At 57.1% G+C, this 26,831-nt stretch carries 25 protein-coding genes; 12 read left to right on the top strand and 13 right to left on the bottom strand.

From position 1 onward, the window contains the following. Positions 1-109 precede the first annotated feature (109 nt). From DVA44_RS11555 to DVA44_RS11520, 7 genes are all read left to right on the top strand, one after another. On the top strand, positions 110-1,138 hold the full coding sequence (locus DVA44_RS11555; protein WP_114386921.1) for an LLM class flavin-dependent oxidoreductase: 1,029 nt from the start codon (positions 110-112) through the stop codon (positions 1,136-1,138). Between the two features lie 182 nt (positions 1,139-1,320). Beyond that, the gene (locus DVA44_RS11550) at positions 1,321-1,803 is read left to right on the top strand and encodes an Hcp family type VI secretion system effector (RefSeq protein ID WP_114386919.1); all 483 of its coding nucleotides are present in this window, start codon (positions 1,321-1,323) and stop codon (positions 1,801-1,803) included. Then, positions 1,800-2,279: a DUF2778 domain-containing protein gene (locus DVA44_RS11545; RefSeq protein WP_114314870.1), complete on the top strand. Its 480-nt coding sequence runs from the start codon at positions 1,800-1,802 to the stop codon at positions 2,277-2,279. The genes DVA44_RS11550 and DVA44_RS11545 overlap by 4 nt, the downstream gene beginning before the upstream one ends. Before the next feature lie 477 nt (positions 2,280-2,756). Next, a complete protein-coding gene (locus tag DVA44_RS11535; protein WP_114386915.1) occupies positions 2,757-4,163 on the top strand; it encodes a cytochrome ubiquinol oxidase subunit I in 1,407 nt (468 codons plus the stop codon). Continuing rightward, a complete protein-coding gene (gene cydB, locus DVA44_RS11530; RefSeq protein WP_114386914.1) occupies positions 4,163-5,173 on the top strand; it encodes a cytochrome d ubiquinol oxidase subunit II in 1,011 nt (336 codons plus the stop codon). Before DVA44_RS11535 ends, cydB begins: the two co-directional genes overlap by 1 nt. Next, on the top strand, positions 5,173-5,301 hold the full coding sequence (locus DVA44_RS11525; RefSeq protein ID WP_103822063.1) for a DUF2474 domain-containing protein: 129 nt from the start codon (positions 5,173-5,175) through the stop codon (positions 5,299-5,301). The genes cydB and DVA44_RS11525 overlap by 1 nt, the downstream gene beginning before the upstream one ends. Before the next feature lie 488 nt (positions 5,302-5,789). Beyond that, on the top strand, positions 5,790-6,020 hold the full coding sequence (locus DVA44_RS11520; protein WP_114386912.1) for a DUF2554 family protein: 231 nt from the start codon (positions 5,790-5,792) through the stop codon (positions 6,018-6,020). Here DVA44_RS11520 and DVA44_RS11515 read toward each other — a convergent pair whose 3' ends face one another. Both DVA44_RS11515 and DVA44_RS11510 read right to left on the bottom strand, forming a co-directional pair. Further along, entirely contained in the window at positions 6,021-7,985 is a 1,965-nt protein-coding gene (locus DVA44_RS11515) for a U32 family peptidase (RefSeq protein ID WP_114314865.1), read from the bottom strand. Between the two features lie 80 nt (positions 7,986-8,065). Then, positions 8,066-8,593, bottom strand: coding sequence for a helix-turn-helix domain-containing protein (locus DVA44_RS11510; RefSeq protein WP_103179718.1), 528 nt, complete (start codon positions 8,591-8,593; stop codon positions 8,066-8,068). A gap of 89 nt (positions 8,594-8,682) precedes the next feature. Here DVA44_RS11510 and DVA44_RS11505 point away from each other — a divergent pair, with 89 nt between their 5' ends. Continuing rightward, positions 8,683-9,849 (top strand): benzoate/H(+) symporter BenE family transporter, encoded by a 1,167-nt coding sequence (locus DVA44_RS11505; protein ID WP_168194480.1) that lies wholly within the window; start codon positions 8,683-8,685, stop codon positions 9,847-9,849. Here the strand turns inward: DVA44_RS11505 and DVA44_RS11500 are convergent. Next, positions 9,829-10,701, bottom strand: a complete 873-nt coding sequence (locus DVA44_RS11500) for an AraC family transcriptional regulator (protein WP_114386908.1) — start codon at positions 10,699-10,701, stop codon at positions 9,829-9,831. The genes DVA44_RS11505 and DVA44_RS11500 overlap by 21 nt on opposite strands. A gap of 175 nt (positions 10,702-10,876) precedes the next feature. On the opposite strand from DVA44_RS11500, the gene DVA44_RS11495 reads away from it, so the two are divergent. Beyond that, on the top strand, positions 10,877-11,773 hold the full coding sequence (locus DVA44_RS11495) for a DMT family transporter (RefSeq protein WP_114386906.1): 897 nt from the start codon (positions 10,877-10,879) through the stop codon (positions 11,771-11,773). Positions 11,774-11,808: 35 nt separating this feature from the next. Here DVA44_RS11495 and DVA44_RS11490 read toward each other — a convergent pair whose 3' ends face one another. Next, positions 11,809-12,480 (bottom strand): DUF3313 domain-containing protein, encoded by a 672-nt coding sequence (locus DVA44_RS11490; protein WP_114386904.1) that lies wholly within the window; start codon positions 12,478-12,480, stop codon positions 11,809-11,811. A 139-nt stretch (positions 12,481-12,619) separates the two neighbouring features. Beyond that, on the bottom strand, positions 12,620-14,212 hold the full coding sequence (locus DVA44_RS11485; RefSeq protein ID WP_114386902.1) for an ABC transporter substrate-binding protein: 1,593 nt from the start codon (positions 14,210-14,212) through the stop codon (positions 12,620-12,622). Between the two features lie 114 nt (positions 14,213-14,326). On the opposite strand from DVA44_RS11485, the gene pepT reads away from it, so the two are divergent. Next, positions 14,327-15,556, top strand: a complete 1,230-nt coding sequence (gene pepT, locus DVA44_RS11480) for a peptidase T (RefSeq protein WP_114386900.1) — start codon at positions 14,327-14,329, stop codon at positions 15,554-15,556. Positions 15,557-15,736: 180 nt separating this feature from the next. Here pepT and tehB read toward each other — a convergent pair whose 3' ends face one another. Further along, positions 15,737-16,333 carry a tellurite resistance methyltransferase TehB gene (gene tehB / locus DVA44_RS11475; protein ID WP_114386898.1) on the bottom strand — a complete coding sequence of 199 codons (597 nt, stop codon included), beginning with the start codon at positions 16,331-16,333 and terminating at the stop codon, positions 15,737-15,739. Next, complete coding sequence (gene tehA / locus DVA44_RS11470) at positions 16,330-17,334, bottom strand: dicarboxylate transporter/tellurite-resistance protein TehA (protein WP_114386896.1); 1,005 nt, start codon at positions 17,332-17,334, stop codon at positions 16,330-16,332. The genes tehB and tehA overlap by 4 nt, the downstream gene beginning before the upstream one ends. A gap of 122 nt (positions 17,335-17,456) precedes the next feature. On the opposite strand from tehA, the gene ydcK reads away from it, so the two are divergent. Further along, entirely contained in the window at positions 17,457-18,437 is a 981-nt protein-coding gene (gene ydcK / locus DVA44_RS11465; protein ID WP_114386894.1) for a YdcK family protein, read from the top strand. On the opposite strand, the gene rimL is transcribed toward ydcK, so the two are convergent. The 4 genes from rimL to DVA44_RS11445 form a co-directional block, all read right to left on the bottom strand. Continuing rightward, the gene (rimL, locus tag DVA44_RS11460) at positions 18,432-18,980 is read right to left on the bottom strand and encodes a 50S ribosomal protein L7/L12-serine acetyltransferase (protein ID WP_114386892.1); all 549 of its coding nucleotides are present in this window, start codon (positions 18,978-18,980) and stop codon (positions 18,432-18,434) included. The two genes, ydcK and rimL, sit on opposite strands and share 6 nt — an antisense overlap. Positions 18,981-19,029: 49 nt before the next feature. After that, positions 19,030-20,685 carry a glucan biosynthesis protein D gene (locus DVA44_RS11455; protein ID WP_114386890.1) on the bottom strand — a complete coding sequence of 552 codons (1,656 nt, stop codon included), beginning with the start codon at positions 20,683-20,685 and terminating at the stop codon, positions 19,030-19,032. 248 nt (positions 20,686-20,933) lie between these two features. After that, positions 20,934-21,707, bottom strand: coding sequence for an ABC transporter substrate-binding protein (locus DVA44_RS11450; RefSeq protein ID WP_114386888.1), 774 nt, complete (start codon positions 21,705-21,707; stop codon positions 20,934-20,936). A gap of 11 nt (positions 21,708-21,718) precedes the next feature. Continuing rightward, positions 21,719-22,888: a pyridoxal phosphate-dependent aminotransferase gene (locus DVA44_RS11445; RefSeq protein WP_114386886.1), complete on the bottom strand. Its 1,170-nt coding sequence runs from the start codon at positions 22,886-22,888 to the stop codon at positions 21,719-21,721. 110 nt (positions 22,889-22,998) lie between these two features. Between DVA44_RS11445 and DVA44_RS11440 the strand changes: the two genes are divergently transcribed. Then, on the top strand, positions 22,999-23,841 hold the full coding sequence (locus DVA44_RS11440) for a LysR family transcriptional regulator (RefSeq protein WP_114314851.1): 843 nt from the start codon (positions 22,999-23,001) through the stop codon (positions 23,839-23,841). Here the strand turns inward: DVA44_RS11440 and DVA44_RS11435 are convergent. Then, entirely contained in the window at positions 23,828-25,336 is a 1,509-nt protein-coding gene (locus tag DVA44_RS11435; protein ID WP_114386885.1) for a carboxylesterase/lipase family protein, read from the bottom strand. The genes DVA44_RS11440 and DVA44_RS11435 overlap by 14 nt on opposite strands. A gap of 42 nt (positions 25,337-25,378) precedes the next feature. Beyond that, positions 25,379-26,722, bottom strand: coding sequence for a VOC family protein (locus DVA44_RS11430; RefSeq protein ID WP_114386884.1), 1,344 nt, complete (start codon positions 26,720-26,722; stop codon positions 25,379-25,381). Positions 26,723-26,831 lie beyond the last annotated feature (109 nt).

Genomic DNA, 26,831 nt, shown 5'->3' with positions numbered 1-26,831 from the left:
ATTCATTCAAATTTTTTGACCTCATCTGTGAAATAAACGCCATTTCTTCTCGCCGGGTAATCCGTAAAGTAAGGGTTATGTTGTTTCTCAAAAATCAGGAAACCCCGGAATGAAAAAGATCGGTTTTTTATCGTTTGGTCACTGGACGCCGTCACCGCAGTCCGGCACCCGCAGCGCCGCTGATGCGCTGCTGCAGTCTATCGATCTGGCGGTCGCCGCCGAAGAGCTGGGCGCGGATGGCGCTTACTTCCGGGTGCACCATTTTGCCCGCCAGCTCGCCTCCCCCTTCCCGCTGCTGGCCGCCATTGGCGCAAAAACCAGCCGGATTGAGATCGGCACCGGCGTAATCGATATGCGCTATGAAAACCCGCTCTATATGGCGGAAGATGCGGGCTCAGCCGATTTGATCTCTGGTGGACGCTTACAGCTGGGGATCAGCCGCGGCTCGCCGGAACAGGTGATCGATGGCTGGCGTTACTTTGGCTATGTGCCCGCGGAGGGCGAAAACGAGTCGGACATGGCGCGCCATCACACCGAAGTGCTGCTGGACGTGCTGCGCGGCGAAGGGTTTGCTAAACCCAACCCACAGCCGATGTTCCCTAACCCGCCGGGCCTGCTGCGCCTGGAGCCGCACGCCGAAGGGCTGCGGGATCGCATCTGGTGGGGCGCAGGCTCTAACGCCACCGCCGTGTGGGCCGCGAAGCTCGGGATGAACCTGCAAAGCTCTACCCTGAAAGACGACGAAACCGGCGAGCCGTTCCATATCCAACAGGCAAAACAGATCCGCGCCTACCGTGCCGCCTGGGCCGAAGCGGGCCATACCCGCACCCCGCGCGTCTCGGTCAGCCGCAGCATTTTCGCCCTGATGGACGATCGCGACCGGATGTACTTCGGCTCCAGCCGTAACGAAAGCGACAGCGTGGGCTATCTGGATGAGAAAACCCGCGCCATCTTCGGGCGCAGCTATGCCGCCGAGCCGGACAAGCTGATTGCCCAGTTGAAACAGGACGAAGCGATCGCCGAGGCGGATACGCTGTTACTGACCGTGCCGAACCAGCTGGGTGTGGAGTATAACGTGCATGTGATCGAGTCGATTCTTAAGCATGTGGCACCCGCGATGGGGTGGCGGGACGCGTAAAATAATAGAGGTCCCGTGAAATAGATAATACACGGGACGTTTACTCACACCTTTAAATTGATTTAATTTGTATAACTGCAAAATATATTTGCCATAACTATGGCACGATATGCCTGGTCTTTATTAAACATCCGATGTTAAGTAATGGCTGTTTTTAAGCTGGCTGACAAAAGGAGTTTGAGATGGCAATTCCTGCGTATTTGTGGTTAAAGGACGACGGAGGAGCGGATATCTGCGGGTCTGTGGATATCCGCGATCGTGAAGGCAGTATAGAAATACTCGGATTTGGTCACGGTCTGCATTTACCTACGGATAGTAATACTGGAAAGATAACCGGTACACGCGTCCATAGCGCACTTGTGTTTGAGAAAGAGTTCGACTCTTCCAGTCCTTATCTTTATAAAGCTGTTGCCAGAGGGCAAACGCTAAAATCCGCCGAGTTTAAATGGTACCGGATCAATCATGCCGGGCAGGAAGAAGAGTACTTTAATATGTTTCTTGAAGGGGTAAAAGTCGTGTCTGTTTGCCCTCTCATGCATGATATAAAAAACCCTTCGACGGAAAAACATAATCATCTTGAATCAATCTCCCTGCGCTATGAAAAAATCACCTGGAAACATTGCGATGGAAATATTATTTTTTCTGATGCGTGGAATGAGAGATGATTCGTTGTACATTTCATTTAAATGGTGGGCAGATGTCTACTCTAAGTTGTCCTGGCGTTGGTTTCTTTCCGGCTTATTCTGGACACGCCGGTGCCAACCGAAATAATCCAGATTCTATTGCTATGAAAAAGAAAGGGCCATTGCCGCCTGGAAAATATTTCATTGTTACGCGTTCCCGGGGAGGGCTTCGATCCCGCTGGCACGATATGCTTAAAGAACTCGAGAGCGGTTCAAACCGGGACTTTTGGTTTGCATTATACCGGGACGACGGGGCTATCGATGATTCAACTTTTATAGACAACGTAGAGCGCGGAGCTTTTCGCCTGCATCCCGCAGGCAGTTCTGGAATTAGCGAAGGATGCATAACATTGCCAAATCATTCCCACTATCAAATCCTCCATCACGCATTGTTAAGCGCAGGTTCTTTACCCATTACGGCCGAGCTTAAAGCATTTGGCACCATACAGGTATATTAATGAAACCCAGTACTACTGTAATAATATGGTTGATGGAGTTAGCTCTTCTGTGTCTGGTTTATTCGTTAATTTGTATCGTTATGCCCGATATCTGGCTATATGACCTTTATACGGATAAATTTGGTTTTCTGACCGAGGCCGAATGGTACGACCGCTACATTTTCGCGTTGTCTCTGTTAGCGCTGCTTTTAACCACGCTTTTAATCTGGCTGATCTCCCGTCATATGCAAAAACGTAAGGCCCACTAACCGTAAAGGGGCTCTCGCCCCTTTATCGCCTTGCCCGGCCTACAAAAACTCTGCCCGTAGGCCCGCGCAGGCGAAGCGCCGCCGGGCGTGGTGGCAACTGACTATAACACTCCCGGATAACGCCCTGCTTTTTAAAACTGTTATACAAAAATTCCACTTTTCTGTCTCTGATACTGATTTTTGTGCTGATTTACCATAACAGTCACACCGATTGACCTTGAGGTTGTGCATGTTTGGTTTAGATGCGTTTGTTCTTGCGAGGATCCAGTTTGCTTTTACTGTCTCCTTCCACATTATTTTCCCGGCGATCACCATTGGCCTCGCCAGCTATCTGGCGGTGCTGGAGGGGCTATGGCTAAAAAGTAAAAACCCCGTCTGGCGCTCGCTGTACCATTTCTGGTCGAAGATCTTCGCCGTCAACTTTGGCATGGGCGTGGTCTCCGGGCTGGTGATGGCCTACCAGTTTGGCACCAACTGGAGCGGTTTTTCCCAGTTTGCGGGCAGCATTACCGGCCCGCTGCTGACCTATGAAGTGCTCACCGCCTTCTTCCTCGAAGCGGGTTTCCTGGGGGTGATGCTCTTCGGCTGGAACAAAGTGGGGCCGGGGCTGCACTTCTTTGCCACCTGCATGGTGGCGCTGGGCACGATTATCTCCACCTTCTGGATCCTCGCCTCAAACAGCTGGATGCAGACTCCGCAGGGGTATGAGATCGTCAACGGCCAGGTGGTGCCGGTGGACTGGTTGGCGGTGGTGTTCAACCCCTCCTTCCCCTATCGCCTGCTGCATATGTCAATTGCCGCGTTTCTCAGCAGCGCGCTGTTTGTCGCGGCCTCGGCGGCCTGGCATCTGCTGCGCGGGAACAATACCCCCGCCATTCGCCGCATGTTCTCCATGGCGCTCTGGATGACGCTGATCGTCGCCCCCATTCAGGCGCTGGTCGGGGATATGCATGGCCTTAATACCCTGAAGCATCAGCCGGCCAAAATTGCCGCCATTGAGGGCCACTGGGAGAACCCGCCCGGCGAGCCGACGCCGCTGCTGCTCTTTGGCTGGCCGGATATGGAGCAGGAGCGCACCCGCTACGGCCTTGAGATCCCGGCGCTCGGCAGCCTGATCCTCACCCACAGCCTGGATAAGCAGGTTCCGGCGTTGAAAGAGTTCCCGAAAGCGGATCGGCCCAACTCAACCATCGTCTTCTGGTCGTTCCGCATTATGGTCGGGCTGGGCCTGCTGATGCTGCTCCTGGGCGCGATCGCCCTGTGGATGCGCTACAGGCAGCGGCTCTATTACTCCCGGCCATTCCTGTGGTTTGCCCTGCTGATGGGACCGTCGGGCTTAATTGCGATTCTCGCCGGGTGGGTGACCACTGAAGTGGGCCGTCAGCCCTGGGTGGTCTACGGACTCCAGCGCACCAGAGATGCTGTATCGGCCCATGGCGATCTGCACATGAGCGTCAGCCTGCTGGCCTTTATCGTGGTCTACACCTCGGTGTTTGGCGTTGGTTATAGCTACATGGTGCGCCTGATCAAAAAAGGGCCGCAGGAAGAAGAGCGCTTCCCGACCGAAAACGATGGCCGCCCGGCGCGCCCGCTCTCGGCCGCGAGCGCTGAATTCACTCACAAGGAGACACCATAATGGGCATTGATCTCTCCCTGATCTGGTTTGTGATTATTGTCTTTGCCACCCTGATGTACATCGTGATGGACGGCTTCGATCTCGGTATCGGTATTCTGTTTCCCGCCATCAAGGACGCGGATGACCGGGACGTGATGGTCAACAGCGTCGCCCCGGTATGGGACGGGAACGAAACCTGGCTGGTGCTGGGCGGAGCCGCGCTGTTCGGCGCCTTTCCGCTGGCCTATGCGGTGATTATTGATGCCCTGACCATTCCGCTGACCTTAATGCTGATCGGGCTGATTTTCCGCGGAGTGGCGTTCGAGTTCCGCTTTAAGGCGACGCCCGCACACCGTCCCTTCTGGGATAAGGCGTTTATTGGCGGTTCACTGCTCGCCACCTTTACCCAGGGGATGGTCGTGGGAGCGGTGATCACCGGCTTCCCGGTTAGCGGCCGCGCTTTTGCCGGGGGGCCGTTCGACTGGTTTACTCCGTTCAGCCTGTTCTGCGGCTTGGGGCTGGTGGTGGCTTACGCCCTGCTGGGCGCCACCTGGCTGGTGATGAAAAGTGAAAACCCGCTCCAGGGTCGGATGCGTAAGATATCGAAGCGCCTGCTGCTGGCGTTGTTGGTTATCATTGCGGCGATCAGCCTCTGGACACCGCTGGCGCACCCGGCCATAGCCGATCGCTGGTTTAGCCTGCCGAACCTGTTCTTCCTGCTGCCGGTTCCGCTACTGGTGGCGCTGCTGGGCCTGTGGCAATGGCGTAGCCTGAATAACCCGCATAGCCACCATCTGCCGTTCGTGCTGACTCTCGGGTTAATCTTTCTTGGCTTTAGCGGGCTTGGGATCAGCATCTGGCCGCATATCATTCCGCCAGCCATCACCCTCTGGCAGGCCGCTGCGCCTGCGCAGAGCCAGGGCTTTATGCTGGTGGGAGCGTTGTTTATTATCCCGATCATCCTTGTCTACACTTTCTGGAGTTACTACGTATTTCGTGGAAAAGTCCAGCCTGGGGAGGGCTATCATTGATGAATCAACCTGTCTGGAAACGTCTGATGTGGATGGTGATTATCTGGGGCGGCAGCGTGCTGGCGCTGGCGCTGGTGGGGTTTTTCTTCCGGGTGCTGATGACGGCGGCGGGGTTTAAGTCACATTGATGCTGTGAAGGGGAACATGCGACTGAAGAGGTCGTTCCGTTCACTATACGTTCTCAGTTTCTCTTAAAACAACGTCACCTGTGAACGTGTTAAGGGGGCTATCGCCGCCCCCTTAACAATCCCGGCTCCCGGCAAGAAAATCGCCGCTTCGCGGTCCCTTCGGCTTATTCCCTCCGGCTATCGGGTCGGGCACCAGCCTGCATCCATGCAGGCTATGCCCTCTCGGCGCGTCCATGCGCCTCGCCCCGGCCTGCGGTCAACGCCTCAGCGATTTTCAGCCGGACATGGGCGTCGCTGTAAGTAATTTATTACCTTGAACTCTTTTATCGCTATAAAATAAAAAAACGTTGTTGCTACCTCACCCCAACAATTCGTGTCATCATTCCCTACAAATCCCAACAAATCCTTTCCCGACTTTAAAAAACTGAATAATAACATCACGAAACTACCGGCATCATACTCCGCAAACGTAATCAACCGGTGGCAAGATGTTTAAAAAAACGTTATCAGCAATAATGCTCACCTGCGCCCTATTCTCCGGTCAACTGATGGCCAGCCATAAAGGACATGAATTTTTTTGGGTGAAGAACGTCGAGCAGCAGCTGCGCCACGAGGCGGACAGCGATGAGTTACGGGTGGTGGCAGAAGAGTCGGCAGACGGCTTGCGCGAACATCACCACTGGCAGAAGTCGCGCAAACCGGATACACATTTTCGTTAATTAAACGCTTTTACGCTTCGGCAGCGTTTTGAGCAGATCGTCAGGGCTGACGGAAGCCACCACGCTGCCCGGCTGAGGCATTTTAAGGATGTGATTTTTCATCTTGCCGATGACGTGCATCTCGCATGGACGGCAGTCAAATTTCAGAGTTAACACCTCATCACCATTCACCAGCTGCATCGGCGTCGCCTTCCAGCTCTTGATATTGCCTTTGGCCTGTTTCGGACAGAGGTTAAAGGCGAAGCGCAGGCAGTGCTTGGTGATCATCACCGGTACGTCGCCCTTCTCTTCGTGGGCTTCATACGCGGCATCAATCAGCTCCACGCCATAGCGCTGATAGAACGCCCGCGCCTTGTGGTTGTAGACGTTCGCCAGGAATGAGAGATGCGTTTCCGGGTAGACCGGCGGCGGTACAGAGACCGCTTTGCGGCTGCCACGCGGGTAGTTTGCCAGGCGCGCGGCGTCCAGCATCTCGGCCGTTTCACGACGGAACTGGTTCAACAGGCTGTTCGGCACAAAGAGCGCGCCAGGCAGGTTGACCTGAATATCCCGGGCGTAATAGATAGTCTGACCCAGCTTAGCGACGCCATCCTTCAGGTTGTTCAGCGCTTTTTCGGCGTTGTTCGCTACCTCAAACTGCCCGTCCAGGGTATGGGTCACGCTGGTACCGTCTTCGCTGGTCATAGTCAGGATCAGCTGCTCTTCCCAGCCGCCCAGCTCGATGTCCACCGCAACGCGGCGCTCGCTGGAGGTTTTCAACAGCGCCTGCTGCCAGTTATGGTCCAGGTTACGGTTCAGAGGGGTATGCGGCCGCACTTTATGCAGGTCGGCAGGCATTTCGTTTGGCCAGACGCGGTAGCGATTTTCACCGGTTTTCTCCACCGTGTTGGCGCGGAAACCGACCACTTCACGTTTGATCATCACGTTCAGGCCATCACCATTCGCCAGCGGTTCGGTCACTTCCACATCCAGATGCTCTCTGGAGACCTTCAGCACTTCACCCACCGGCAGGCCGATAAATTTCGGCGAATCGAATGCGCCGATATCCCCTTTGCGCGCATTCACAAAGTAGTCGGTACTGCCGCGATGGAAGGTTTTGTCGGTAGACGGAATAAAGAAGTGCTCTGTACGGCCGGCGGAACTGCGGGCCAGATCGCCGCGATCTTCAATAATGGCATCGAGCATCTGGCGGTAATGGGCGGTGATGTTCTTCACATAGCTCATGTCTTTGTAACGCCCTTCAATCTTGAAGGAGCGCACACCCGCATCGATCAGCGCGCCCAGGTTGGCGGTCTGATCGTTATCTTTCATCGACAGGAGGTGCTTTTCAAACGCCACCACCCGGCCCTGATCGTCTTTCAGGGTATAGGGGAGACGACACGCCTGGGAGCAGTCGCCGCGGTTGGCGCTGCGTCCGGTCTGGGCGTGGGAGATATTACACTGCCCGGAATAGGCCACGCACAGCGCGCCGTGGATAAAGAACTCAATGGTGGCGTCGGTCGCCTGGTGGATATCGCGGATCTGATTGAGGTTCAGTTCACGGGCCAGCACGATCTGGGTAAAACCGGCATCCGAGAGAAACTTCGCTTTTTCCACGGTGCGGATATCGCACTGGGTACTGGCGTGCAGCTCGATCGGCGGGATATCCATCTCAAGGACACCCATATCCTGGACGATCAGCGCATCAACGCCGGTCTGATACAGGTCGGTAATCAGACGCTGCGCCGGCTCCAGTTCATCATCATGAAGAATGGTGTTCAGGGTCACGAACACTTTCGCCCCAAAACGGTGGGCGAACGGCACCAGGTCGGCGATATCGCGCAGGCTGTTGCTGGCATTATGGCGGGCGCCAAAACCAGGGCCGCCGATATAGACCGCATCGGCACCATGAAGGATCGCTTCACGGGCAATGGCGGCGTCACGAGCCGGGCTTAAAAGTTCAAGATGATGGGATGGCAGGCGCATACTTCGTCGTTATCCGTTATGGTCAAAATGGCGGCTATTGTAGTCAGAAGTATGGGCCAGTGAAACAGTTTTGCGTGTCTTTATCGGGGATAATGGATGAGTGAGTGAAAGTGCACCGTCTGGCCGCTGCTGTTGCGGTAGGCGTGCGGTTTATCTCCGGCAAAACGCAGGCCGGTATCGGGCAAAAGCGTTTGCCAGACGCCGTCGATCTGCATCTCCAGCTCACCGCTTATCACCACCACATGCTCAATTACACCGGCCTCGTGCGGGGTGGATTCGCTAAGGGCGCCCGGCGCGAGGGTAATCGAGAAATGATCGTATTTCAGCGCCTCATCCCAGGGAAAGAGGGGTTTCACCACCATCGCCTGCTGCTGGGGATCGAATACCGGCGGGTTTTCCGCTTCGGGGGTGATAAAGGTGGAGAACGGCACGTTCAGCCCGGTGGCGATTTTCCACAGCGTCGAAACCGTCGGGCTGGATTCGTTCCGCTCCACCTGGCCGAGCATCGCTTTCGACACTCCGGTCTCTTCAGCCAGCTTCGACAGGCTCCAGCCGCGCGCCTGGCGCAGCGTTTTCAGCGTAATTGCAAGATGTTGCGTAATGTCCATAGCCCCTCCTCTTGCCGCGAGTGTACCACTTGTATGCTATAACGCACAGTGCTACATTCACGGCTGTTATAACGCACAACGGAGCTCTCATGCGCGCATCCTCGCTCACCTTTCCAACCGTCTTATCCGGTTTCGTTGCCGTCCTGGTGGGCTACGCCAGCTCTGCCGCCATTATCTGGCAAGCGGCAGCGGCGGCAGGCGCAACGGCCCCGCAAATTGCAGGCTGGATGACCGCCCTGGGTCTGGGGATGGGGATCAGCACGCTGGGGCTGTCGTGGTGGTATAAAGCACCGGTGCTCACCGCCTGGTCGACTCCGGGTGCCGCTCTGCTGGCGACCAGCCTGCAAGGGGTCACGCTTTCAGAAACCATCGGCATTTTTATTTTTGCCAATGCCCTGATCGTTATCTGTGGCGTGAGCGGCCTGTTTGCCCGGCTGATGAAGATCATCCCCCATTCGCTGGCGGCGGCGATGCTTGCCGGGGTGCTGCTGCGCTTTGGGCTACAAGCCTTCAGCAATCTGGAGGGGCATCTGCTGCTGTGTGGCAGTATGCTGCTGGCCTGGCTGCTGACCAAAGCCTTTGCTCCGCGCTACGCCATCGTCGCCACCCTGCTGGTGGGCGGATTAGTCGCGGCGCTGAAAGGTGACGTTGTCACGGAAAAGCTGACTTTCGCGCTGGTGATGCCGGAGTTTATCGCTCCCACCTTTAATCTCACCACCCTTATCAGCATCGGCCTGCCCTTCTTTTTAGTCACCATGGCGTCACAGAATGCGCCGGGGTTCGCCACGATGAAAGCCTCCGGCTATCCGGTGGCCGTCTCGCCGCTCATCGTTGTCACCGGCGGCATGGCGCTGCTGCTGTCGCCGTTTGGCGTCTACTCCATCTGTATTGCGGCGATCACCGCCGCCATCTGCCAGAGCCCGGATGCGCACCCGGATGCCGGTAAACGCTGGCTGGCTGCGGCTGCGGCGGGAGTTTTTTACTTGCTGGCCGGCATTTTTGGCGGCTCAATAAGCGGGCTGATGGCGGCTCTGCCGCTAAGCTGGATCCAGACGCTGGCAGGCCTGGCGCTGCTGGGCACCATCAGCGGCAGTCTGCATCAGGCGCTGCATAATGAGGCGGAACGCGATGCCGCCATCGTGACATTTCTGCTGACCGCCAGCGGCGCAACCCTTGCGGGGATTGGCTCGGCGTTCTGGGGGCTGGTGGCGGGCGGCGTCTGCTACGCCCTGCTGCTACGCACTCGCCGCACGTAGCTGGGACGGCGTAAGCCCGGTGGCGGCGCGAAAGCGGTTGCTGAAATGGCTGGCGGAGCTGAATCCGCAGGCCAGGGCAATGTTGGTGAGCGGCTGGCGGGTGGTCCGCACCAGGGTTTTGGCCTTCTCCATCCGCCGCTGCATCATGTACTGGTGCGGCGCCATCTGCATCGACTGACGGAACATACGGGCAAAATGAAACTCGCTTAAGCTGGCCTGGGCCGCCAGATCCGCCAGGGTCAGCGGCTGGGCCAGATTCTCTTCGATAAACGCCAGCACATTACGCAGGACGAACGGCGACAGGCCGCCGGTGATGGTCGGCAGCGACCACTGAACGTTGCTGTAGTGCTGCACCAGATGGGTCAGAAGCAAGGTCGAAGCGGTACTCAGCGTGAGCTGATTGGCAGACTGCTGCCAGTCGCAGCCGAGGATAAAATGGCGATACAGGGCGGTAATGCTGGCGTCGTCACCAAACAGATTTTCGTCCAGGGTAAAGCTGTAGGGGCTTTTGTCCCACACCTGCTCTCCCACGTTACGCAGGTGGTCATCGGTACAGTAGAGATGAACAAACGACAGATCGTCGCGAATATCCCAGGTGGACTCGCTCTCTTTCGGCATCAGGCAGAAACGGTCCGGCCCGCCGCCGTTTTTCCAGCCGGCGGTGGTTTTGTGATAGCTCTCGTAGCCGTCGGCAATATAGAGACTGAGCGTATGGTGATCACAATACTGGGTGATGGTGTCGCGCTTGTTTGACCAGGCCGCCAGCTGGATCCCTGAATTCAGCGCCACGGCATTGTGCAATACCGCTTTATGTTTGCGCAGATTTTCAAAGGCACCGTAGGTCTCAGCCATAACCACTCACACCGTTGTTAATAAGAGTTAACAAGTCTAAAAAGAACTGCCCTTCAGTACCACCCCGGGTCAGGAAAAAAGCGCAAGAATATGCAAGTCCGCCGCAAGTCTGTGAAAGAAGGTCGCTCTCCCTGCCGCCATACTGACCCCAGACTTTGCTGATAAGAGAAATAAGATGAACGCATTTTTGTACGCTCTGGTCGTGATTATCTGGGGAACCACCTGGATTGCTATCTATCTACAACAGGGGCCGGTCCCCGCGCCGGTCTCTATTTTCTGGCGCTTTGCCGTCGCCACCGCCACCATCATGGCGGTGCTGCTGATTCTGCGCCGCCTGCGTCCGCTGGCCTTGCGCGACCATCTGTTTTGCGGCCTGCAAGGATGCTGCGTCTTTTGCTTTAATTTCTGGTGTTTTTACACCGCGGCGGCGTATATCAATACCGGGCTGGAGTCGGTAATTTTCTCCATGGCGGTGCTCTATAACGCCCTGAACAGTTTTCTCTTTTTTGGTCAGCGTCCGCCCGCGCGTTTTTATCTGGCGGCGGCGCTGGGGCTGCTCGGCATTATTACGCTCTTCTGGAACGATCTGCTGGCCAGCGGCTGGAGTGCCGGTCTGCTGTTCGGCATTGCCCTCTCGGCGCTGGGCACCTACGGTTTTTCGCTGGGCAATATGATCAGCCTGCGCCACCAACGCAACGGTCTGGAGACCATGACCACCAACGCCTGGGCGATGCTCTACGGTACGCTGGTGATGGGGGCAATTACGCTGATCCGCGGGGATGACTTTACGCCGGTCTGGTCGGTAAGCTACATGGGTGCCCTGCTCTATCTGGCACTCTTTGGCTCGGTGATTGCCTTTGGGGCCTACTTCACGCTGGTAGGAAGAATTGGCGCAGGCAAGGCGGCTTACAGCACCCTGCTGTTCCCCCTGGTCGCGCTCTCATTTTCGACGGTGTACGAAGGCTATGTCTGGCACAGCAACGCCATTGCCGGGCTGCTGCTGATCTTAACGGGGAATCTGGTGATGTTTGCCCGTCCGGAGAACTGGTTCAGACGGTTGCGAACGGCGTAAAAAAACCGGCCTGCACGCGGCAGGCCGGCCTGATATTATTGGGTTTTATGCACATCAAACATGGTGGCATCGGTCGCCATGTCATCCACAACCTGCTTAAGGGTCGCGAAGGTCATTGGCGTATTTTCATTACTCAGCTCTTTACCTTCCCCTTTACGCACGACTTTGATAACCGGCTTGTTGGTCTTCGCGTCAATCAACTCGCCTTCAAAGAAGAGGTGGGTATCCATGGTACGGTGGCCGGTTGCCATCTGTGTACCCGCCACGACCAACGCAACAGGGACAACTTCATAGAACTGCAGACCTTCTTTCTGCGAGCTCACGCCAGTAATGGCACCGCGGAAGATCAGGCTACGTGAACCTGGCGTCGTCACAATCGGCTTACGCTGGCCGATAGCACTCTTCATTTTGGTGTTGGTGTAGTTTAACAGTTCATCCAGCGTACGCTGGCCGATCTGAGTCGTTGGCTTTGGTGCCGGATAATAGGTGATATTGTTCCAGATAATGCTGTCGTAATTCGCTTCGTTATAAGACGGATCAACCCAGCGCAGCGTTGGTTTGCCCGAAGCGGAAGTCGTTTCTTTAAGCCCTGAGTAGTCTTTTAAAAAACCTGAATATTGATCAGGCGCGGCCACTTTTGACGCACAGCCAGCGAGAAGCAACATGCCGGAGAGCGCGGCAACTTTAAATAAAGTGTTAGTACGCATAATGGGTGTATCCCTGTGAAGTGCAAATATGCAATTGAAGTTATAGCAAAAGTTGGCAGGAAAAAAAGTGACAAAAAATGAGGAAGAGAGCACAAATTGAAAAAAATTGCCCGTAACGATAACGGGCAGTGATAAATGATTATTTTACATCCACTTGCCAGAATAAATGTTTACCGAACGGGTCTATTTCATAGCCCGTGACTTCTTTACGGACGGGTTCGAAAATAGTTGAGTGCGCAATCATTACCGCAGGCATTTGTTCATGCATCATTTGCTGCGCCTGTTTATATAACGCCACCCTTTTATCGTGATCGGTAATGGATTTAGCCTCGGCAATAATTTTATCAAATGGCGGATAACACCATTTCGCGGAATTAGAACCGCCGTTGGCCGAGGTACAGGTAAAGAGCGGACCAAAGAAATTATCCGGGTCGCCCGTTGCGGTTGTCCAGCCCATCAGCGCCGCCTGATGCTCGCCGCCCTTCACCCGCTTCAGGTATTCACCCCACTCGTAGGTGACGACTTTGGTCTGCACGCCAACTTTTGCCCAGTCGGCCTGAATCATCTCGGCCATCCGTTTGGCATTCGGGTTGTACGGACGCTGTACCGGCATCGCCCACAGGTCGATGGTCATCCCGTTGGCAAACCCGGCCTCTTTCAGCAGGGCTTTGGCTTTTTCCGGATCGTAATCGTAATCCTTCAGCTCGCTGTCTGCGCTCCAGACGCCCGGCGGCAGCAGGTTTTTGGCAGCAGTGCCGGTACCCTGGAAGACGGCCTCAATAATGGCCGGTTTGTTGATAGCCATCGCCAGCGCCTGACGCACTTTGACATTATCCAGCGGCGGTTTCTGGGTGTTAAACGACAGGAAACCCGTATTCAGCCCGGCCTTGCTCATCAGGTTAAGATCTTTATTGGCCTTCATCCGCGGCAGGTCGGCGGGGTTCGGGAATGGCATCACCTGACATTCGTTTTTCTCCAGCTTGGCGAAGCGCACCGAGGCGTCCGGGACGATGGTGAATACCAGACGATCCAGCTTTGCTTTACCCTGCCAGTACTCCGGGAAGGCGGTGAACAGGATGCGCGAGTCCTTCTGGTATTTCGCCAGCTTAAACGGCCCGGTGCCAATCGGCTCCATATCCACCTTCTCTGGCGTGCCGGCTTTCATCATCGCATCCGCATACTCGGCGGAGAGGATCGAGGCAAAGTACCACGCTAAGTCCGCGACAAAGGGTGCTTCCGGATGAGCGAGGGTGAAGCGCACCGTGTGATCGTCCACTTTATCAATGGCGGTAATCAGCTTGCCAAACTCCAGGCTTTCAAAATTCGAATAGTTACCGTTAGAGACGTTGTGATAGGGATGCTTCGGATCTTTCTGCCGCATAAACGAGAAGATTACATCATCGGCGTTAAAGTCTCGCGTTGGGGTGAACAGCTTGTTGCTCTGGAACTTCACCCCCTTGCGCAGATGGAAGGTGTAGACCTTGCCGTCTTCGCTCACCTCCCAGCTTTCGGCCAGGCTCGGCAGCAGATTGGTAGTGCCAGGCGTAAAATCCACCAGCCGGTTATATACCGGTACCGCGCTGGCATCCACGCTGGTGCCCGAGGTATAGAGTTGCGGGTTAAAGTTTTCAGGCGATCCTTCGGAACAATAGACCAGCGTTTTAGCGGCAACGGTGGAACTGACCGTCAGCGCGGCGACGGTTAGCGCCAGTTTTGTGAGGTTGCTTTTCATCGCGTTTTCCTGTCTTTTAATTTGACGGCTAATGAATTTTTGTCGTGTCAAACCATAAATATCATTAAAGTGATTTTGCAAACACCTGATAACTCAAATAAAGAAGGATCCACCATGGCTTCTGCGCTCGCCAGACAATTAACCCAACGCTTCTTTCGCTACCTGGCCGTCACCAGCCAGAGCGACCCAAAGGTTAAAACCCTGCCCTCCACACCCGGCCAGCATGAGATGGCACGGATGCTGGCCGCAGAGCTGCAAACGCTGGGTTTGTCGGAGATCGTGATCGACGAATTTGCCACCGTCACCGCGGTAAAAAAGGGCAATGTACCCGGCGCGCCGCGAATCGGTTTTATCACTCATATCGATACCGTTGACGTCGGTTTGTCACCGGATATTCATCCACAGATCCTCACCTTTACCGGTGATGATCTCTGCCTGAATGCCGAAAAAGATATCTGGCTGCGGGTCAGCGAACACCCTGAAATCCTCGCTTACCCCAATGAAGAGATCATTTTCAGCGACGGTACCAGCGTACTGGGTGCCGATAACAAATCGGCGGTGACGGTGGTGATGACACTGCTGGAGAACCTCACCGCTGAGCATCAGCATGGCGATATCGTGGTGGCCTTTGTGCCGGACGAAGAAATTGGCCTGTGCGGGGCGAAAGCGCTGGATCTGGCCCGATTTGATGTCGATTTCGCCTGGACCATCGACTGCTGCGAGCTGGGGGAGATTGTTTACGAGAACTTCAACGCGGCGGCGGCGGAGATTCGCTTTACCGGCGTGACGGCGCACCCGATGTCGGCGAAGGGCGTGCTGGTGAACCCGCTGCTAATGGCGACCGACTACATCAGCCATTTCGATCGTCTGCAAACCCCGGAGCATACCGAGGGCCGGGAAGGTTATATCTGGTTTAACGGCATTCAGGCCGGACAGAACGAGGCGCTGCTGAAGGCGAGCATTCGTGATTTCGACCGTGAGAGCTTTGCCGCCCGTAAGGCGCAAATTGGCGAAGTGGCGGAGAAGATTGCCGCTCAACACCCCACCGCGCAGGTGAGCTGGCACATCGAAGATACCTACAGCAACATCAGCAATGCGGTGGGTGACGATCGCCGGGCAATCGACCTGATGTTCGAGGCGATGGAAAGTTTAGGCATCACGCCAAAACCGACCCCGATGCGCGGCGGCACCGACGGTGCAGCGCTTTCGGCGAAGGGACTGTTGACGCCAAACTTCTTCACCGGCGCCCATAACTTCCACTCGAAGTTTGAGTTTTTACCGTTGAAATCGTTCGAGGCGTCGTACAACACGGCGCTGCAGCTCTGTCTGCTGGCGGCGCGTTAAGCGGGTTGGCAAGCACGAATACGCCGGGTGGCGGCTGCGCCTTACCCGGCCTACGGTCTTGCAGGCCCGTGCAAGCGCAGCGCCGTCGGGCAAGCACGGATACGCCGGGTGGCGGCTTCGCCTTACCCGGCCTACGGTCTTGTAGGCCCGTGCAAGCGCAGCGCCGCCGGGCAAGAACGGTTACGCCGGTTTACGCGCCAGCATCGTGGCAAAGCGCAGCTTAATGCGGTTCCCCTGGGCGTCGGTGCGGTGCAGCTCGCCCACATCCTCGTTATATTTCAGCAGTTCCCAGCCTGCATAGTAGTCGCTTAACTCGCCGGTTTTAAACGCGAACGGGAAGCCGACGTTGCACGGATAATCGTCGGTATCCATTGCCGCCACAATCAGGTTATACCCGCCCGGTTTCGTGCAGCGCTGCATGTTGTCGACAAGATTGGGGATGGTTTCCGCCTGCAGGAACATCATCACCACGGTGGAGAGAATAAAATCGTATTCGCCGTCAAAGCGCAGGATGTTGAGATCCTGAACCGCCGTCTGCAGGTTAGTGATGCCCTCTTTCGCCTTGATGCTCTCGATATTCTCGATGCCCATCGGATTTTTATCCCATGCGGTGACGTCAAAGCCGTTCGCCGCAAGGTAGAGGCTGTTTCGCCCGTTGCCGCAGCCGAGATCCAGCGTCTTGCCCGGCTTAACAATTCCGGCGCTGTACAGCACTTCGGAGTGGGTACGGGTCAGGCCATATTTTTCGGTAAAGTAGTTCTCATCAAACACAGTCATTCTTTTTCCTCAGCTTGCATAAGCGTTGCTTTGTCTGCACGAACCAACAGTTTCCCCTGCATCAACAGGATAAACGTACGCACCAGTAATAGCGCAATGATGGCATTGGTAAAAATAAAGAGCGGAATGGCGATGGCGTGAAAGAAACCGGACGGGCTGCTCTGCCCCAGATGCAAACCGGTGGTGGCCAGCGCCGAGACGCCGAACGAAAAGCTCCAGAATGAAGCATTAAAGGGCTGCGACAGATACCAGGGCATCAGCCGCAGGGTAAAGAGTAATTGCAGCAGGCCGTAGCCGAACAGCATTTTGGCAAAGGTATCCGCCTCGCCGCCGTTGACGCTGAGCCACGCGCTGCAGGCCACCAGCGCAGGGGCCAGCTGAATACCGAGAGATGAGCGCATCGGCGCAGGCAGTTCCCCCGCGCTGCGCAACCGTTGCAGGATCACCGGCTCCAGGCTCAGCCAGGAGAAGACTCCCGCGCCGAGAAACACCATCCCGGCATCGTGAAACCCAAGCGCGCCGCAGGCCATGGCGCTGATAAAGTTGTTGGCCACCGTCGGCAGGTAGAGCCCGGGAGTGGTCGCCTCCTCCGGATGTTTGCCGCGCCACAGCCCGGCGGACTGCCACGCCGCATAGCCCAGCTGCACCACCACGCCCACGCTAAACAGAGCCAATGCCAGGGGGCGATACCAGGGCACAAAGCCAATCGCCACCAGCATGGTGGTGGCCGGGAACAGACTCACAAAGCTGCTCATTACCGGATGACGCATCTCCGCCAGTACGCTGCCGGGAAACCGCACCGCGCGAGTGATAAACGCCACGGTCAACAGCAGCCAGATCGCCATCGCCAGCGATACCAGCATCTCTCCCGGCCAGTGCGGCACCGGCCAGATGGTGCTGGCGTAGCGCCAGGCGAAGCCCATACCGATGGTCCCCAGCACTATACCGTAGTAACCAGCTGGCAAATTAAGAACGCGTTCAGTTGCTTGCGTTTTATACATATTTTTTAATCTATAAATTATATTTGAAATGCTAGTTTAAGGAGTTTCATTTACCGATGCCAGTGTTTCGATCAAGCTAAAGTTTGCTACGTTTAGTAAAGAGGACAACTGCGGGCACAGTGATGAAAAAATATCGACTTAGCGAGGAAAGCCGTCTGCACCACTGGCAGGATGGCGAGACCAAAACAGCGGTAAAGGTGCGCCAGATTATCGCCGCGCGTGATTTCAGCGATGTGAAAAGCGGCACCCGGGGCGGCTGGATCGACGACGAATCGGCGCTCTCGCACGAAGATGACTGCTGGATCTACGACGAGAACAGCGTGGTCTTTGCCGGGGCACAAGTGAGCGGTAACGCGCGTATTACCCGGCCCTGCGTAATTAGTCATCAGGCGTCTGTCGGCGATAACGCCTGGGTGGACGGAGCCGAGATCAGCCATGGGGCGCGCCTAAGTGACAACGTCACCGTTCAGTCTTCGGTGGTGCGCGGCGAATGCCATCTTTTTGGAAACGCCCGTATTCTGCACAACAGCATGGTGATCGCCGCCAAAGGGTTAACCCCGGACAATGAGCAGATTCTGCGCATCTTCGGCGAGGCGACCGTCAGCCAGTCGCGGGTGGTGCATCAGGCGCAGATCTACGGCAACGCCATTGTCAGCTACGCCTTTGTTGAGCATCGCGCTGAAATCTTTGACAACGCGCTGCTCGAAGGCAACGAAGAGAATAACGTCTGGGTATGCGACTGCGCCAAAGTCTACGGCAACGCGCGCCTGCTTGCGGGGCTGGAGGAGGATGCCATCCCTACCCTGCGCTATAGCTCCCAGGTGGCGGAAAATGCCCTGGTTGAGGGCAACTGCGTCATCAAACACCATGTACTGATTGGCGGCGAAGCCTGGCTACGCGGCGGGCCGATTCTGATAGATGACAAAGTGGTGATTCAGGGCCGGGCGCGCATTCGCGGGGAAGTGCTGATCGAACATCATATTGAGATTACCGATGACGCGGTGATCGAGGCGGCGGAAGGCGAGATGATCCACCTGCGTGGTGCTAAGGTGATTAACGGCGCGCAGCATATCACCCGCACGCCGCTGCTTGGCGCATTATGAGGTGCAGATCCGGGCGTAGATGTTCTGGTCGTCATAGCGTCCGTTGAGGAATTCCGCCTCTTTCAGACACCCTTCCAGCACAAAGCCGTTGCGCAGCGCCACCTGATTGCTGGCGGCGTTGTCAACGCGGCACTTGATGACGAAACGGCGGATCTCTCCGCGTCCGGCATAGTGGCGGATAAACGCTTCCAGCGCCTGGGACAAAATACCCTGCCCCTGATGGGCTTCATCCAGCCAGTAGCCGATATAGCCAGTTTTATTCAGCGGCTCGATGGCGTTAAACGACAGCACCCCCACCAGCGCGTTATCGTGAAAAATCAGGAACATTTTGGCGTAACCGCGCTGATGCAGCATCTGGTTGCTCTGAATGTTCTGGCGGGTGTCCTCTTCGGTGCCGACATACTGCGGCCAGTTAAGGTAGTCCTGCAACCACGCCCGGTTTTTGATCACCAGATTATGCAGCTCGGTGGTGTAACGCTCGTCGGCGGCACGCAGTTCGATATGCGCATTGACGGGAATGATCTCTTCAGTTGGTGTGGTCATCGTGCTTCCTCTGCAACGCCGGGCGGCGCAGCCGCCACCCGACAAAGGCTTAACGCATTACGCGGTCGTCTACATACTGACGTTTATCCGGCGCGGGCGGGAAATAGTGATACAGCCAGGTTTCGCTGATCGCTTCGCCCTGGCAGCGCAGGAACATCCGTATATCCACCGTATCGGTCGAATCGCTGGTCGGGTACCAGTCAAACTGGATGCGATAGCCATCGAACGGCTCCACGTAGAGGATCTCAATCTGCTTCGCTTCGCCACTGGAGAGGGTGATCACCGGCTCGATCCCTTTTGGCGCGGCCGCTTTCAGATCGCCGCCGACAAAATCGACCGCAAAACGGCGCGCCCACACTTTCGGGTAGTGCTCGCCAGGGGCCCAGCCTTCCGGGAAGCCGCCCATGCCGGTGCGGGTAGCCAGCACGTTTGCCAGCGGAGAACGGACCGGCGGCTTGGCGCTCCAGTAGAGACGGTACTGGAAGTTCAGTTTATCCCCCGCCTTCACCGGTTTTTCCGGCTGCCAGAAGCAGACCACGTTATCCAGGGTTTCGCCGGTGGTCGGGATCTCCATCAGCCCGACGGTGCCTTTGCCCCACTGGTTACGCGGCTCAACCCACAGGCTTGGGCGCTTGTTGTACCAGCCCATGATGTCCTGATAGTGGGAGAAGTCGCGGTCAAGCTGGAGCAGACCAAAACCTTTCGGGTTTTTATCGGTATAGGCGTTGTATTGCAGCTTTTGCGGGTTATTCAGCGGACGGCAAACCCACTCACCGTTGCCGCGCCACATCGCCAGACGATCGGAGTCGTGGATCTGCGGATGGATGGTGTCGCAGACGCGGCGCTCGTTGTTGCCGCAGGCGAACATGCTGGTCATCGGGGCAATACCCAGCTGCTGGATCTCTTTACGGGCATAGAGATGGTTTTCGACATCCATGATCACCTGCGTCTTCTCGCAGTGGATCACAAATTTATAGGCCCCGGTGATGCTCGGGCTGTCGAGCAGGGTGTAGACCGTGAAAGTGGTCGCCCCGGGTTTAACGGTTTCGAACCAGAAGGCGGTGAAGTCCGGGAACTCCTCGGTGCTGTCGGCGTAGGTGTTCAGCGCCAGGCCGCGGGCGGAGAGCCCATACTGATAGGTGTCGTCCACCGCGCGGAAGTAGCTTGCGCCGAGGAAAGAGACGATATCGCGGCGCGCCAGCTCGGGCGATTTAAAGGCGCGGAAACCGGCGAAGCCTAAGTCGCTCTGCCCTTCCAGCTGCTTTGTATCGACCCCTGCGTCGTGGTAGTTGAAGAGTTCCGGGCGGAAGTGGATCTCTCGTGCCTGGGCGGTCTGGTTATCCAGGGAGAACATGCGCACCCGACGGCGGAAGCCCATCCCGACATGGAAGAACTGCACATCAAGCTGGCGGTTTTCGATGTTGTTCCACAGCGACTGCTTTGGATCGTACTGGATGCTGTTGTAAGCCTGCGGCGTCAATGTGGCGAGCGTATCCGGCAGCGGACGCGGCGCACCACCCCACGGTGTTTGCGCCAGGTCGTGAGCCATGGATTGCAGCACAGAAAAGTCGAAACGGCGGCTAGTGCCGTCCGCAATATCCGATTCAGCTGCACTGGCCGCCTGGGAAAAGAGTGCGGCGAAACCGGAAGTCCCGCTCACTGCGGCTACGGCCAGAGATCCTTTTAAAAAACGTCTGCGATTCATGCCTGGAAAAACGTCCTTATGGTCGTGGGGTGGTGGGTTTCGCTTAAGGCGAAACAACGGCAAGAAAGAACATCATTAAAAGGGCACAGCCTAAACAAAAACGGTTAAGAATCCAATTGTTGGCAGGCGAGAATATGAACAAAGCGCGAAAGAATTTTCTGTCGAGGGGAATTGCCTGAAACGGAGGTAAAGTTATGTTTAAAACAGCCCCCGACGGAGAGCATCGTCGGAGGCTAAGGGTAAGATGATTATTTCACGCTGACATCAATGCCCGGGAAGTACTTCTGCGCGAGTTTGTCGATGGTGCCGTCAGCACGGACTTTATCAATAGCGGCATCAAGCTGCTTTTTGGTGGCCTCATCGCCTTTACGCAGGCCATAGCCGATCCCGCTGCCGAGGATGGTGTCATCGGCGACCGGCTTACCGATAAAGCCAAAGCCTTTTCCCTGCGGCTTGCTGAGGAAACCCGCCTGTCCGGCGGCAGACATCACCAGCGAGGCGTCAATACGGCCATTCATCAGATCGCCCCAGGCCATGTTCTGATCTTTATACGACACCACGGTGACACCCTGTTTTTCCCAGTGCTCCTTGGCGTAGGTTTCCTGAATGGAGCCCTGCAACACGCCAACGGTTTTGCCCTTCAGCCCTTCCGGGGTGGCGTCCACCGCGCTACCGGTCTTGCCCACCAGTTGAGACGGAATACGGTAGATCGGCTGGGTAAAGTCGATGCTCTGGCGACGCTGGTCGGTGATGTTCATCGCCGAGTTGATGGCGTCAAATTTCTTCGCCACCAGCCCCGGGATCAGCGCGTCAAACGAGGTTTCAACCCAACTGCACTTCAGGGCCGCCGCCGCGCAAATCGCATTGCCCAGCTCAATATCAAACCCTTCCAAATCACCCGAGGCGTTACGGCTCTCAAAAGGCGGATACTCAGCTTCTACGCCGTAACGTAATTCGGTTGCAGCAAGTGAGGAAAACGAACACAGCAACCCCAGGCCGACAACGAAGGCTTTTACTTTCATGACTGAACTCCTTAGCGTGGTTTTACCTGACACAGGGCCTGCGCACCTGCCCGTAATGTCGCCTCATCTTTGGCAAAAGAGAGACGGATTAATTTGTTATCTGTCCCGTCGGTATAGAACGCCGAGAGCGGGATCGTGGCAACACCGTAATCAACAATCAGCCGTTTCACCATCTCGCTGTCGCGTTCATCGCTGAAGTGGCTGTAATCCGCCAACAGGAAGAAGGAGCCTGCGCTCGGCAGCAGACGGAACGGTGAATCGGCCAGCAGGTTGACCAGCAGATCGCGTTTGCGCTGGTAGAACGCCGCCAGCGACAGCCAGGTTTGCGGATCGGCCATATGTTCAGCAAACGCGTACTGCATAGGGGTATCGGCAGAGAACATCAAAAACTGATGGATTTTGCAGATCTCATCCATCAACTGCGCCGGGGCGACACAGTAGCCGACGCGCCAGCCGGTGACGTGGTAGGTTTTGCCAAACGACGAGACGATCACGCTGCGCTCCGCCAGCCCCGGATGAGTGGCCATGCCGTGATGCGGCACGTCGTCAAAGACCACGTGCTCGTACACTTCGTCAGAGAGAATAATAATGTCGGTGTTGCGGGTGATCGCCGCAAGCTGCGCCAGATCCTCCGCCGAGAAGACCTGCCCGCTCGGGTTATGCGGCGTGTTGACGATAATCATCCGGGTGCGCGAAGTAATGGCGGCACGCACTTCATCCCAGTTAACGGCAAAATCCGGCACCGTCAGCTTAATCGCCACCGGCGTAGCGCCCTGCAGACGGACAATCGGCGCGTAGCTGTCGAACGACGGCTCAAAGTAGATCACCTCATCACCAGCATGCACCAGCCCGCTGATGGCCGAGTAGAGCCCTTCGCTGGCGCTGGCGGTAACTAACACTTCGCTGGCGGGATCGTACTGCGTGCCGTAGAGGTAGGCGATCTTATCGGCGATGCGTTCCTTGAGCGACGCCAGCCCGGTCATGGAGGCGTACTGGTTGTGGCCCGCCTGCATGGCGCGGTGAACGCCCGCCACCAGGGCGGGATCGCAGTCGAAATTCGGCGCACCCTGAGAAAGGTTGATGGCATTGTGTTCAGCGGAGAGCTGACCGATAACGGTAAAAATCGTGGTGCCAACGTCCGGCAGTTTGGAACGGGGTTGTATCGGAGTACGCAGCGTCATCGGAATTTCCTCTGGTGAATAATGCATAACTATTCAACCTGAACGCTATTGTGGCGACAATCGAATTGTTGTCATAATAGCCATGATAAAAAATCATACCTGGAGGTTCTGTGTCGCATCGCGCATTCCCGCTCACTGCCGTTGAGGCATTTATTATTACCGCCCGACACCTGAATCTGACCCATGCGGCAAAAGAGCTCTGCCTGACCCAGGGGGCGGTGAGCCGTAAGATCGCCGCCCTTGAAAGCTGGTTTGGTTTTCCGCTGTTTGAGCGCCACGCCCGCGGGCTGCGTCTCTCCTCTCAGGGCAGCGCCCTGCTGCCGGATCTGCGCGCGTCGTATGAACATTTTCTCACGGTGGCGGACCAGGCCCGGGCGCAACAAACCGTGGTGCGCCTGAAGGTGCCCACCTGCGCCATGCGCTGGCTGGTGCCGCGGCTCTTGCAGGTGGAGCGCGAGCAGCCTGAATTGCAGATTGCCCTGACCACCACCAACGATCACAGCGTCAATTTCAAAACCGAATCCTATGATGCCGCCATTGTTTTTGGCACCCATCTGAGCGCGGGTGATCTGCTGTTTGAAGAGGCATTAACGCCGGTATTAAGCCCCCTGCGCCAGGGCACAGCGGTGGAGTCGCTTACCTATCTGCACCCGACGCGGGATAAAACCGACTGGTCGCTGTGGCTGGAGAAACAGGCCGTACAGCCGCCTGCCATGCACAAAAATCAACACTTCGACACCATGGATCTGGCGATCACTGCCGCCATTCAGGGGCTGGGTGTCGCCATTGCCGACGAGACGCTGGTGGCGGAGGATATCCGCGCCGGGCGGCTGGTGCGGCCCTATGCCAGCAGCGTAAGAACCGGCGCCAGCTACCGGCTGGTGCTGCGGGAGTCGCGCGGCAAAGCGGCGGGGCTGGCCGCCTTTCGCGCGTGTCTGCTTAATCCAGGCTGACGTGGTGCTTCATCACCCGTTTAAACAGCACCATGCGGGCGCGCATAAATCGGTTTTCAAGCTTAAAACCCGCATGTTTATTCACTCCGATACGTAGCAAAACGTCCCGCCTGCGGTGACACGCAGGCCAGCGCGTCGGGCCATTCAGCGTGTCGCACTCCCGGCTGGCATGGCGGGCAAAGTTGACCCAGTAGTCGGCAACCTGGGCGGCAAAGGCCAGGTCGTTGGCATTAACATACTGTCGGGCAGGCTCGGCGAGGGTGAGCGTATCAAACACATACGGCACCTCGTTGCCATGCCAGGCCCCGTTGATGTAGGTGGCATGTTCGGCTTCTGCAACATAATCGAACCAGTAGCGCCAGCACGGCTCCCCTACCCGCTGCTGGGCCTGCATCACCACAAACCCCAGGGTGGTGAAGGCCATATCGCGGCATACCTGACGCCCCAGTTCGGTATCGTCTTTGACGCCGGGATAGAGCAGCTTGATAAGCCCCAGTCCCAGCCGCCGCTCCCGGCGCAGCTTCTGGATCTGCCCGGCGAGATCGATGCCAAACACCCCCATCACGCTGGCTTCATCGCTGTTGGAGCCGACCATGATCGGCACCGGATGGTGGCGGGCGGCAAAAAAGACCTCCAGCATCGGCTCCGGCAACACACAATCCCCATGGATCGGCGCGGGGGCTATGTTGAGTGGTGCCGTCAGCGGCCAGAACGCCTCAGGCGGGATCGCCCGCAGCTGCTCTGCGGTGGCGTTTTCCAGCCCAAAATGGGCCGCCAACGCCTCGCCTTTTTTAAGCGCCTGCTCCCGGGGCGTGTCCGGCAGGGTGTAACCGCTCTGGATTATCGCCTTATGAAACAGCCCCTTTGCCAGCGGCGAGGCGAGCAATGACAGCACGCTGCGCGCCCCGGCAGATTCACCAAACAGGGTGATGTTCGCCGGATCACCGCCAAAGGCAGCAATGTTGTCGCGCACCCACTCCAGGGCCGCGATCTGATCGAGCAGGGCAAAGTTATGTACCACCCGCTCCTCTTCTTCCGCCAGCGCCGGATGGGCAAAAAAGCCCAGATGGCCGAGCCGGTAGTTGAGCGTTACCACCACGACCCCGCGCTGGGCCAGCGCTTTACCGTCGTAGGGCGGCAGCCCGCCTGCGCCAATGGTAAAGCCGCCGCCGTGTAGCCAGACCATTACCGGCAGCGGCGAGGCACGTTCCATCGGCGACCAGACGTTCAGATAGAGGCAATCCTCCGAGAAACGGCCCGGATCGCCCCCACCCAACTGCTGGCAGTACTCACTGCTTTGCCAGCTTGACGGCGAAAAGGCGGTAGCCTGACGCACGCCCTGCCAGCTTGCCACCGGCTGCGGCGAACGCCAGCGTAATGCGCCCACCGGCGGCGCGGCATAGGGAACGGCGCGCCAGACCTGTACATCGCCATCGGTTATGCCGCAGATATCGCCCTGGCACGTGGTCACTATCGGGGAAGAGACGTTTTCCATATCGACCTTCAGTTGCTATCACATCCCCGCAGAGTACCGTTTTTAAAGCAAACCGCAACGTCGCTTGCTGCGCTCTTCCGCTTCCTGATAGAGGGTGAACTCGTCCAGCACCGGGCAGCCCAGCGCCTCTTCAAAGGCATCACGGCTGGCATTGCCGCGGGTGCGGGCCTGAGTCTCGTTACCAAGGTTGGACTGGAAAATCCCGGCGGCACTCACCGGCAGGAAATCTTCATAGGTGATGGGCTGGGCGACCACCCAGCCGCGCTCAATGAGCGGCTGCGGATCGTCGCCGGGGCCAAAGGCGTGGCGGTGCGCCTCTCCTGCCGGGGTCAGGCGATAGCGGAACCACGCCAGCCCCTGGCGGCGCAGGAAGATATCGCTGTCGGGAAAGGCCTGGAAAACCTCCTGCAGATGCAGCTGGTGAGTCAGATTATCCTTGCCGGTCCCGGCCTCCGCCAGCAGGCGATCGTAGAGCTCGCGCCCTTTCGGGGTTAACGCCACGCCGCGCTGTTCAATTTCGCCAAAACGCGCGGTATGGGTTCCACGCTCTTCTCCGGCAAACAGTACCGGCTCCTCCAGCGCCTTAAAGCTGGTCTGGCGCAGCAGAAGCGGCATCTCCCGGCGCGGCGGCCCCTCGATGAGCATCTTCGGCTCGATGCCATATTCCGGCATTAACGCCTGCACCCGGTCGATATCCAGCGTGCGCGGCGTCAGGTGGTTGATATGGCAGCCCGGGAAGCAGACCACGTCGGCAATCAGCCGGTGTTCGTTGTGCAGCGCCAGGTATGTCTCATGATCGACCGTGGCGTGACGATGCCAGCGGAAGGTCTCCAGCGCCTCCTGGACAAATTCGTCGGCCTGCGCCGGGGTGAACGCCCCTTCCGCCTCGTGCAGTTCAATCAGCGCCAGGCAGCGGGGAGTAAAGATGTTGCGACGGGCGAGGATCTTTGCCGCTTTCTCGCGCAGGGCAAGATTGTCGATCAGTTCAAGGCGCAGCAGCGAGGTAAAGATACGAAACGGGTTACGGCATAGCGCGGCATCGTCTACCGGGCGAAAGGCGGTGGAGTGGACCGGCACCCCGGCCTGGGAGAGATCGTAATAGCTGACCGGGAACATCCCCATAATGGCGAACATACGTCGCAGGGTCGCCAGCTCCAGGGCCGTACCAACACGGATCGCCCCGTGGCGTTCGAGGTTGAGGCGGGCGAGTTCATCCGCGTTGGCCAGTTGTTCGTGCAGCTTCGGGTTGTTTTCCAGTACCGCCAGATTCACATCCGCTACCAGCTCCAGCAAGGTGCCGTACTGCGGAACTTCCTGCTGGTACATCGCCGACATAGCCTGCGAAAAGTTTTCCCGAATATCATCAGCCGTGATGGTGTTCGCCATGATGTCATGCCTCCAGTGAATATTACCTGGAGTGTAGAGAAGGCCGTTGCTGCTGTTTGGAAGAATTTACGAATTGTGATCTGAGTGGTTAGCTGCCTGTTTTTCATGC

Source organism: Leclercia sp. W17 (genome assembly GCF_003336325.1).
Classification (GTDB): Bacteria; Pseudomonadota; Gammaproteobacteria; order Enterobacterales; family Enterobacteriaceae; genus Enterobacter.
The sequence above is the reverse complement of the archived record's forward strand: the minus strand, read 5'-3'. Positions and strand labels throughout refer to the sequence as shown.

What these genes read in the sequence shown, in the direction of transcription:
- DVA44_RS11545 (WP_114314870.1), top strand. Translation starts at nt 1,800, where the DNA reads ATGATTCGTTGTACATTTCATTTAAATGGTGGGCAGATGTCTACTCTA.
- DVA44_RS11455 (WP_114386890.1), bottom strand. Translation starts at nt 20,685, where the DNA reads ATGAATCGCAGACGTTTTTTAAAAGGATCTCTGGCCGTAGCCGCAGTG.
- ydcK (WP_114386894.1), top strand. Translation starts at nt 17,457, where the DNA reads ATGAAAAAATATCGACTTAGCGAGGAAAGCCGTCTGCACCACTGGCAG.
- DVA44_RS11550 (WP_114386919.1), top strand. Translation starts at nt 1,321, where the DNA reads ATGGCAATTCCTGCGTATTTGTGGTTAAAGGACGACGGAGGAGCGGAT.
- pepT (WP_114386900.1), top strand. Translation starts at nt 14,327, where the DNA reads ATGGCTTCTGCGCTCGCCAGACAATTAACCCAACGCTTCTTTCGCTAC.
- DVA44_RS11445 (WP_114386886.1), bottom strand. Translation starts at nt 22,888, where the DNA reads ATGACGCTGCGTACTCCGATACAACCCCGTTCCAAACTGCCGGACGTT.
- DVA44_RS11495 (WP_114386906.1), top strand. Translation starts at nt 10,877, where the DNA reads ATGAACGCATTTTTGTACGCTCTGGTCGTGATTATCTGGGGAACCACC.
- DVA44_RS11555 (WP_114386921.1), top strand. Translation starts at nt 110, where the DNA reads ATGAAAAAGATCGGTTTTTTATCGTTTGGTCACTGGACGCCGTCACCG.
- DVA44_RS11500 (WP_114386908.1), bottom strand. Translation starts at nt 10,701, where the DNA reads ATGGCTGAGACCTACGGTGCCTTTGAAAATCTGCGCAAACATAAAGCG.
- DVA44_RS11525 (WP_103822063.1), top strand. Translation starts at nt 5,173, where the DNA reads ATGAATCAACCTGTCTGGAAACGTCTGATGTGGATGGTGATTATCTGG.
- DVA44_RS11430 (WP_114386884.1), bottom strand. Translation starts at nt 26,722, where the DNA reads ATGGCGAACACCATCACGGCTGATGATATTCGGGAAAACTTTTCGCAG.
- DVA44_RS11520 (WP_114386912.1), top strand. Translation starts at nt 5,790, where the DNA reads ATGTTTAAAAAAACGTTATCAGCAATAATGCTCACCTGCGCCCTATTC.
- DVA44_RS11485 (WP_114386902.1), bottom strand. Translation starts at nt 14,212, where the DNA reads ATGAAAAGCAACCTCACAAAACTGGCGCTAACCGTCGCCGCGCTGACG.
- DVA44_RS11505 (WP_168194480.1), top strand. Translation starts at nt 8,683, where the DNA reads ATGCGCGCATCCTCGCTCACCTTTCCAACCGTCTTATCCGGTTTCGTT.
- DVA44_RS11515 (WP_114314865.1), bottom strand. Translation starts at nt 7,985, where the DNA reads ATGCGCCTGCCATCCCATCATCTTGAACTTTTAAGCCCGGCTCGTGAC.
- DVA44_RS11510 (WP_103179718.1), bottom strand. Translation starts at nt 8,593, where the DNA reads ATGGACATTACGCAACATCTTGCAATTACGCTGAAAACGCTGCGCCAG.
- tehA (WP_114386896.1), bottom strand. Translation starts at nt 17,334, where the DNA reads ATGTATAAAACGCAAGCAACTGAACGCGTTCTTAATTTGCCAGCTGGT.
- DVA44_RS11535 (WP_114386915.1), top strand. Translation starts at nt 2,757, where the DNA reads ATGTTTGGTTTAGATGCGTTTGTTCTTGCGAGGATCCAGTTTGCTTTT.
- rimL (WP_114386892.1), bottom strand. Translation starts at nt 18,980, where the DNA reads ATGACCACACCAACTGAAGAGATCATTCCCGTCAATGCGCATATCGAA.
- cydB (WP_114386914.1), top strand. Translation starts at nt 4,163, where the DNA reads ATGGGCATTGATCTCTCCCTGATCTGGTTTGTGATTATTGTCTTTGCC.
- DVA44_RS11450 (WP_114386888.1), bottom strand. Translation starts at nt 21,707, where the DNA reads ATGAAAGTAAAAGCCTTCGTTGTCGGCCTGGGGTTGCTGTGTTCGTTT.
- DVA44_RS11435 (WP_114386885.1), bottom strand. Translation starts at nt 25,336, where the DNA reads ATGGAAAACGTCTCTTCCCCGATAGTGACCACGTGCCAGGGCGATATC.
- tehB (WP_114386898.1), bottom strand. Translation starts at nt 16,333, where the DNA reads ATGACTGTGTTTGATGAGAACTACTTTACCGAAAAATATGGCCTGACC.
- DVA44_RS11490 (WP_114386904.1), bottom strand. Translation starts at nt 12,480, where the DNA reads ATGCGTACTAACACTTTATTTAAAGTTGCCGCGCTCTCCGGCATGTTG.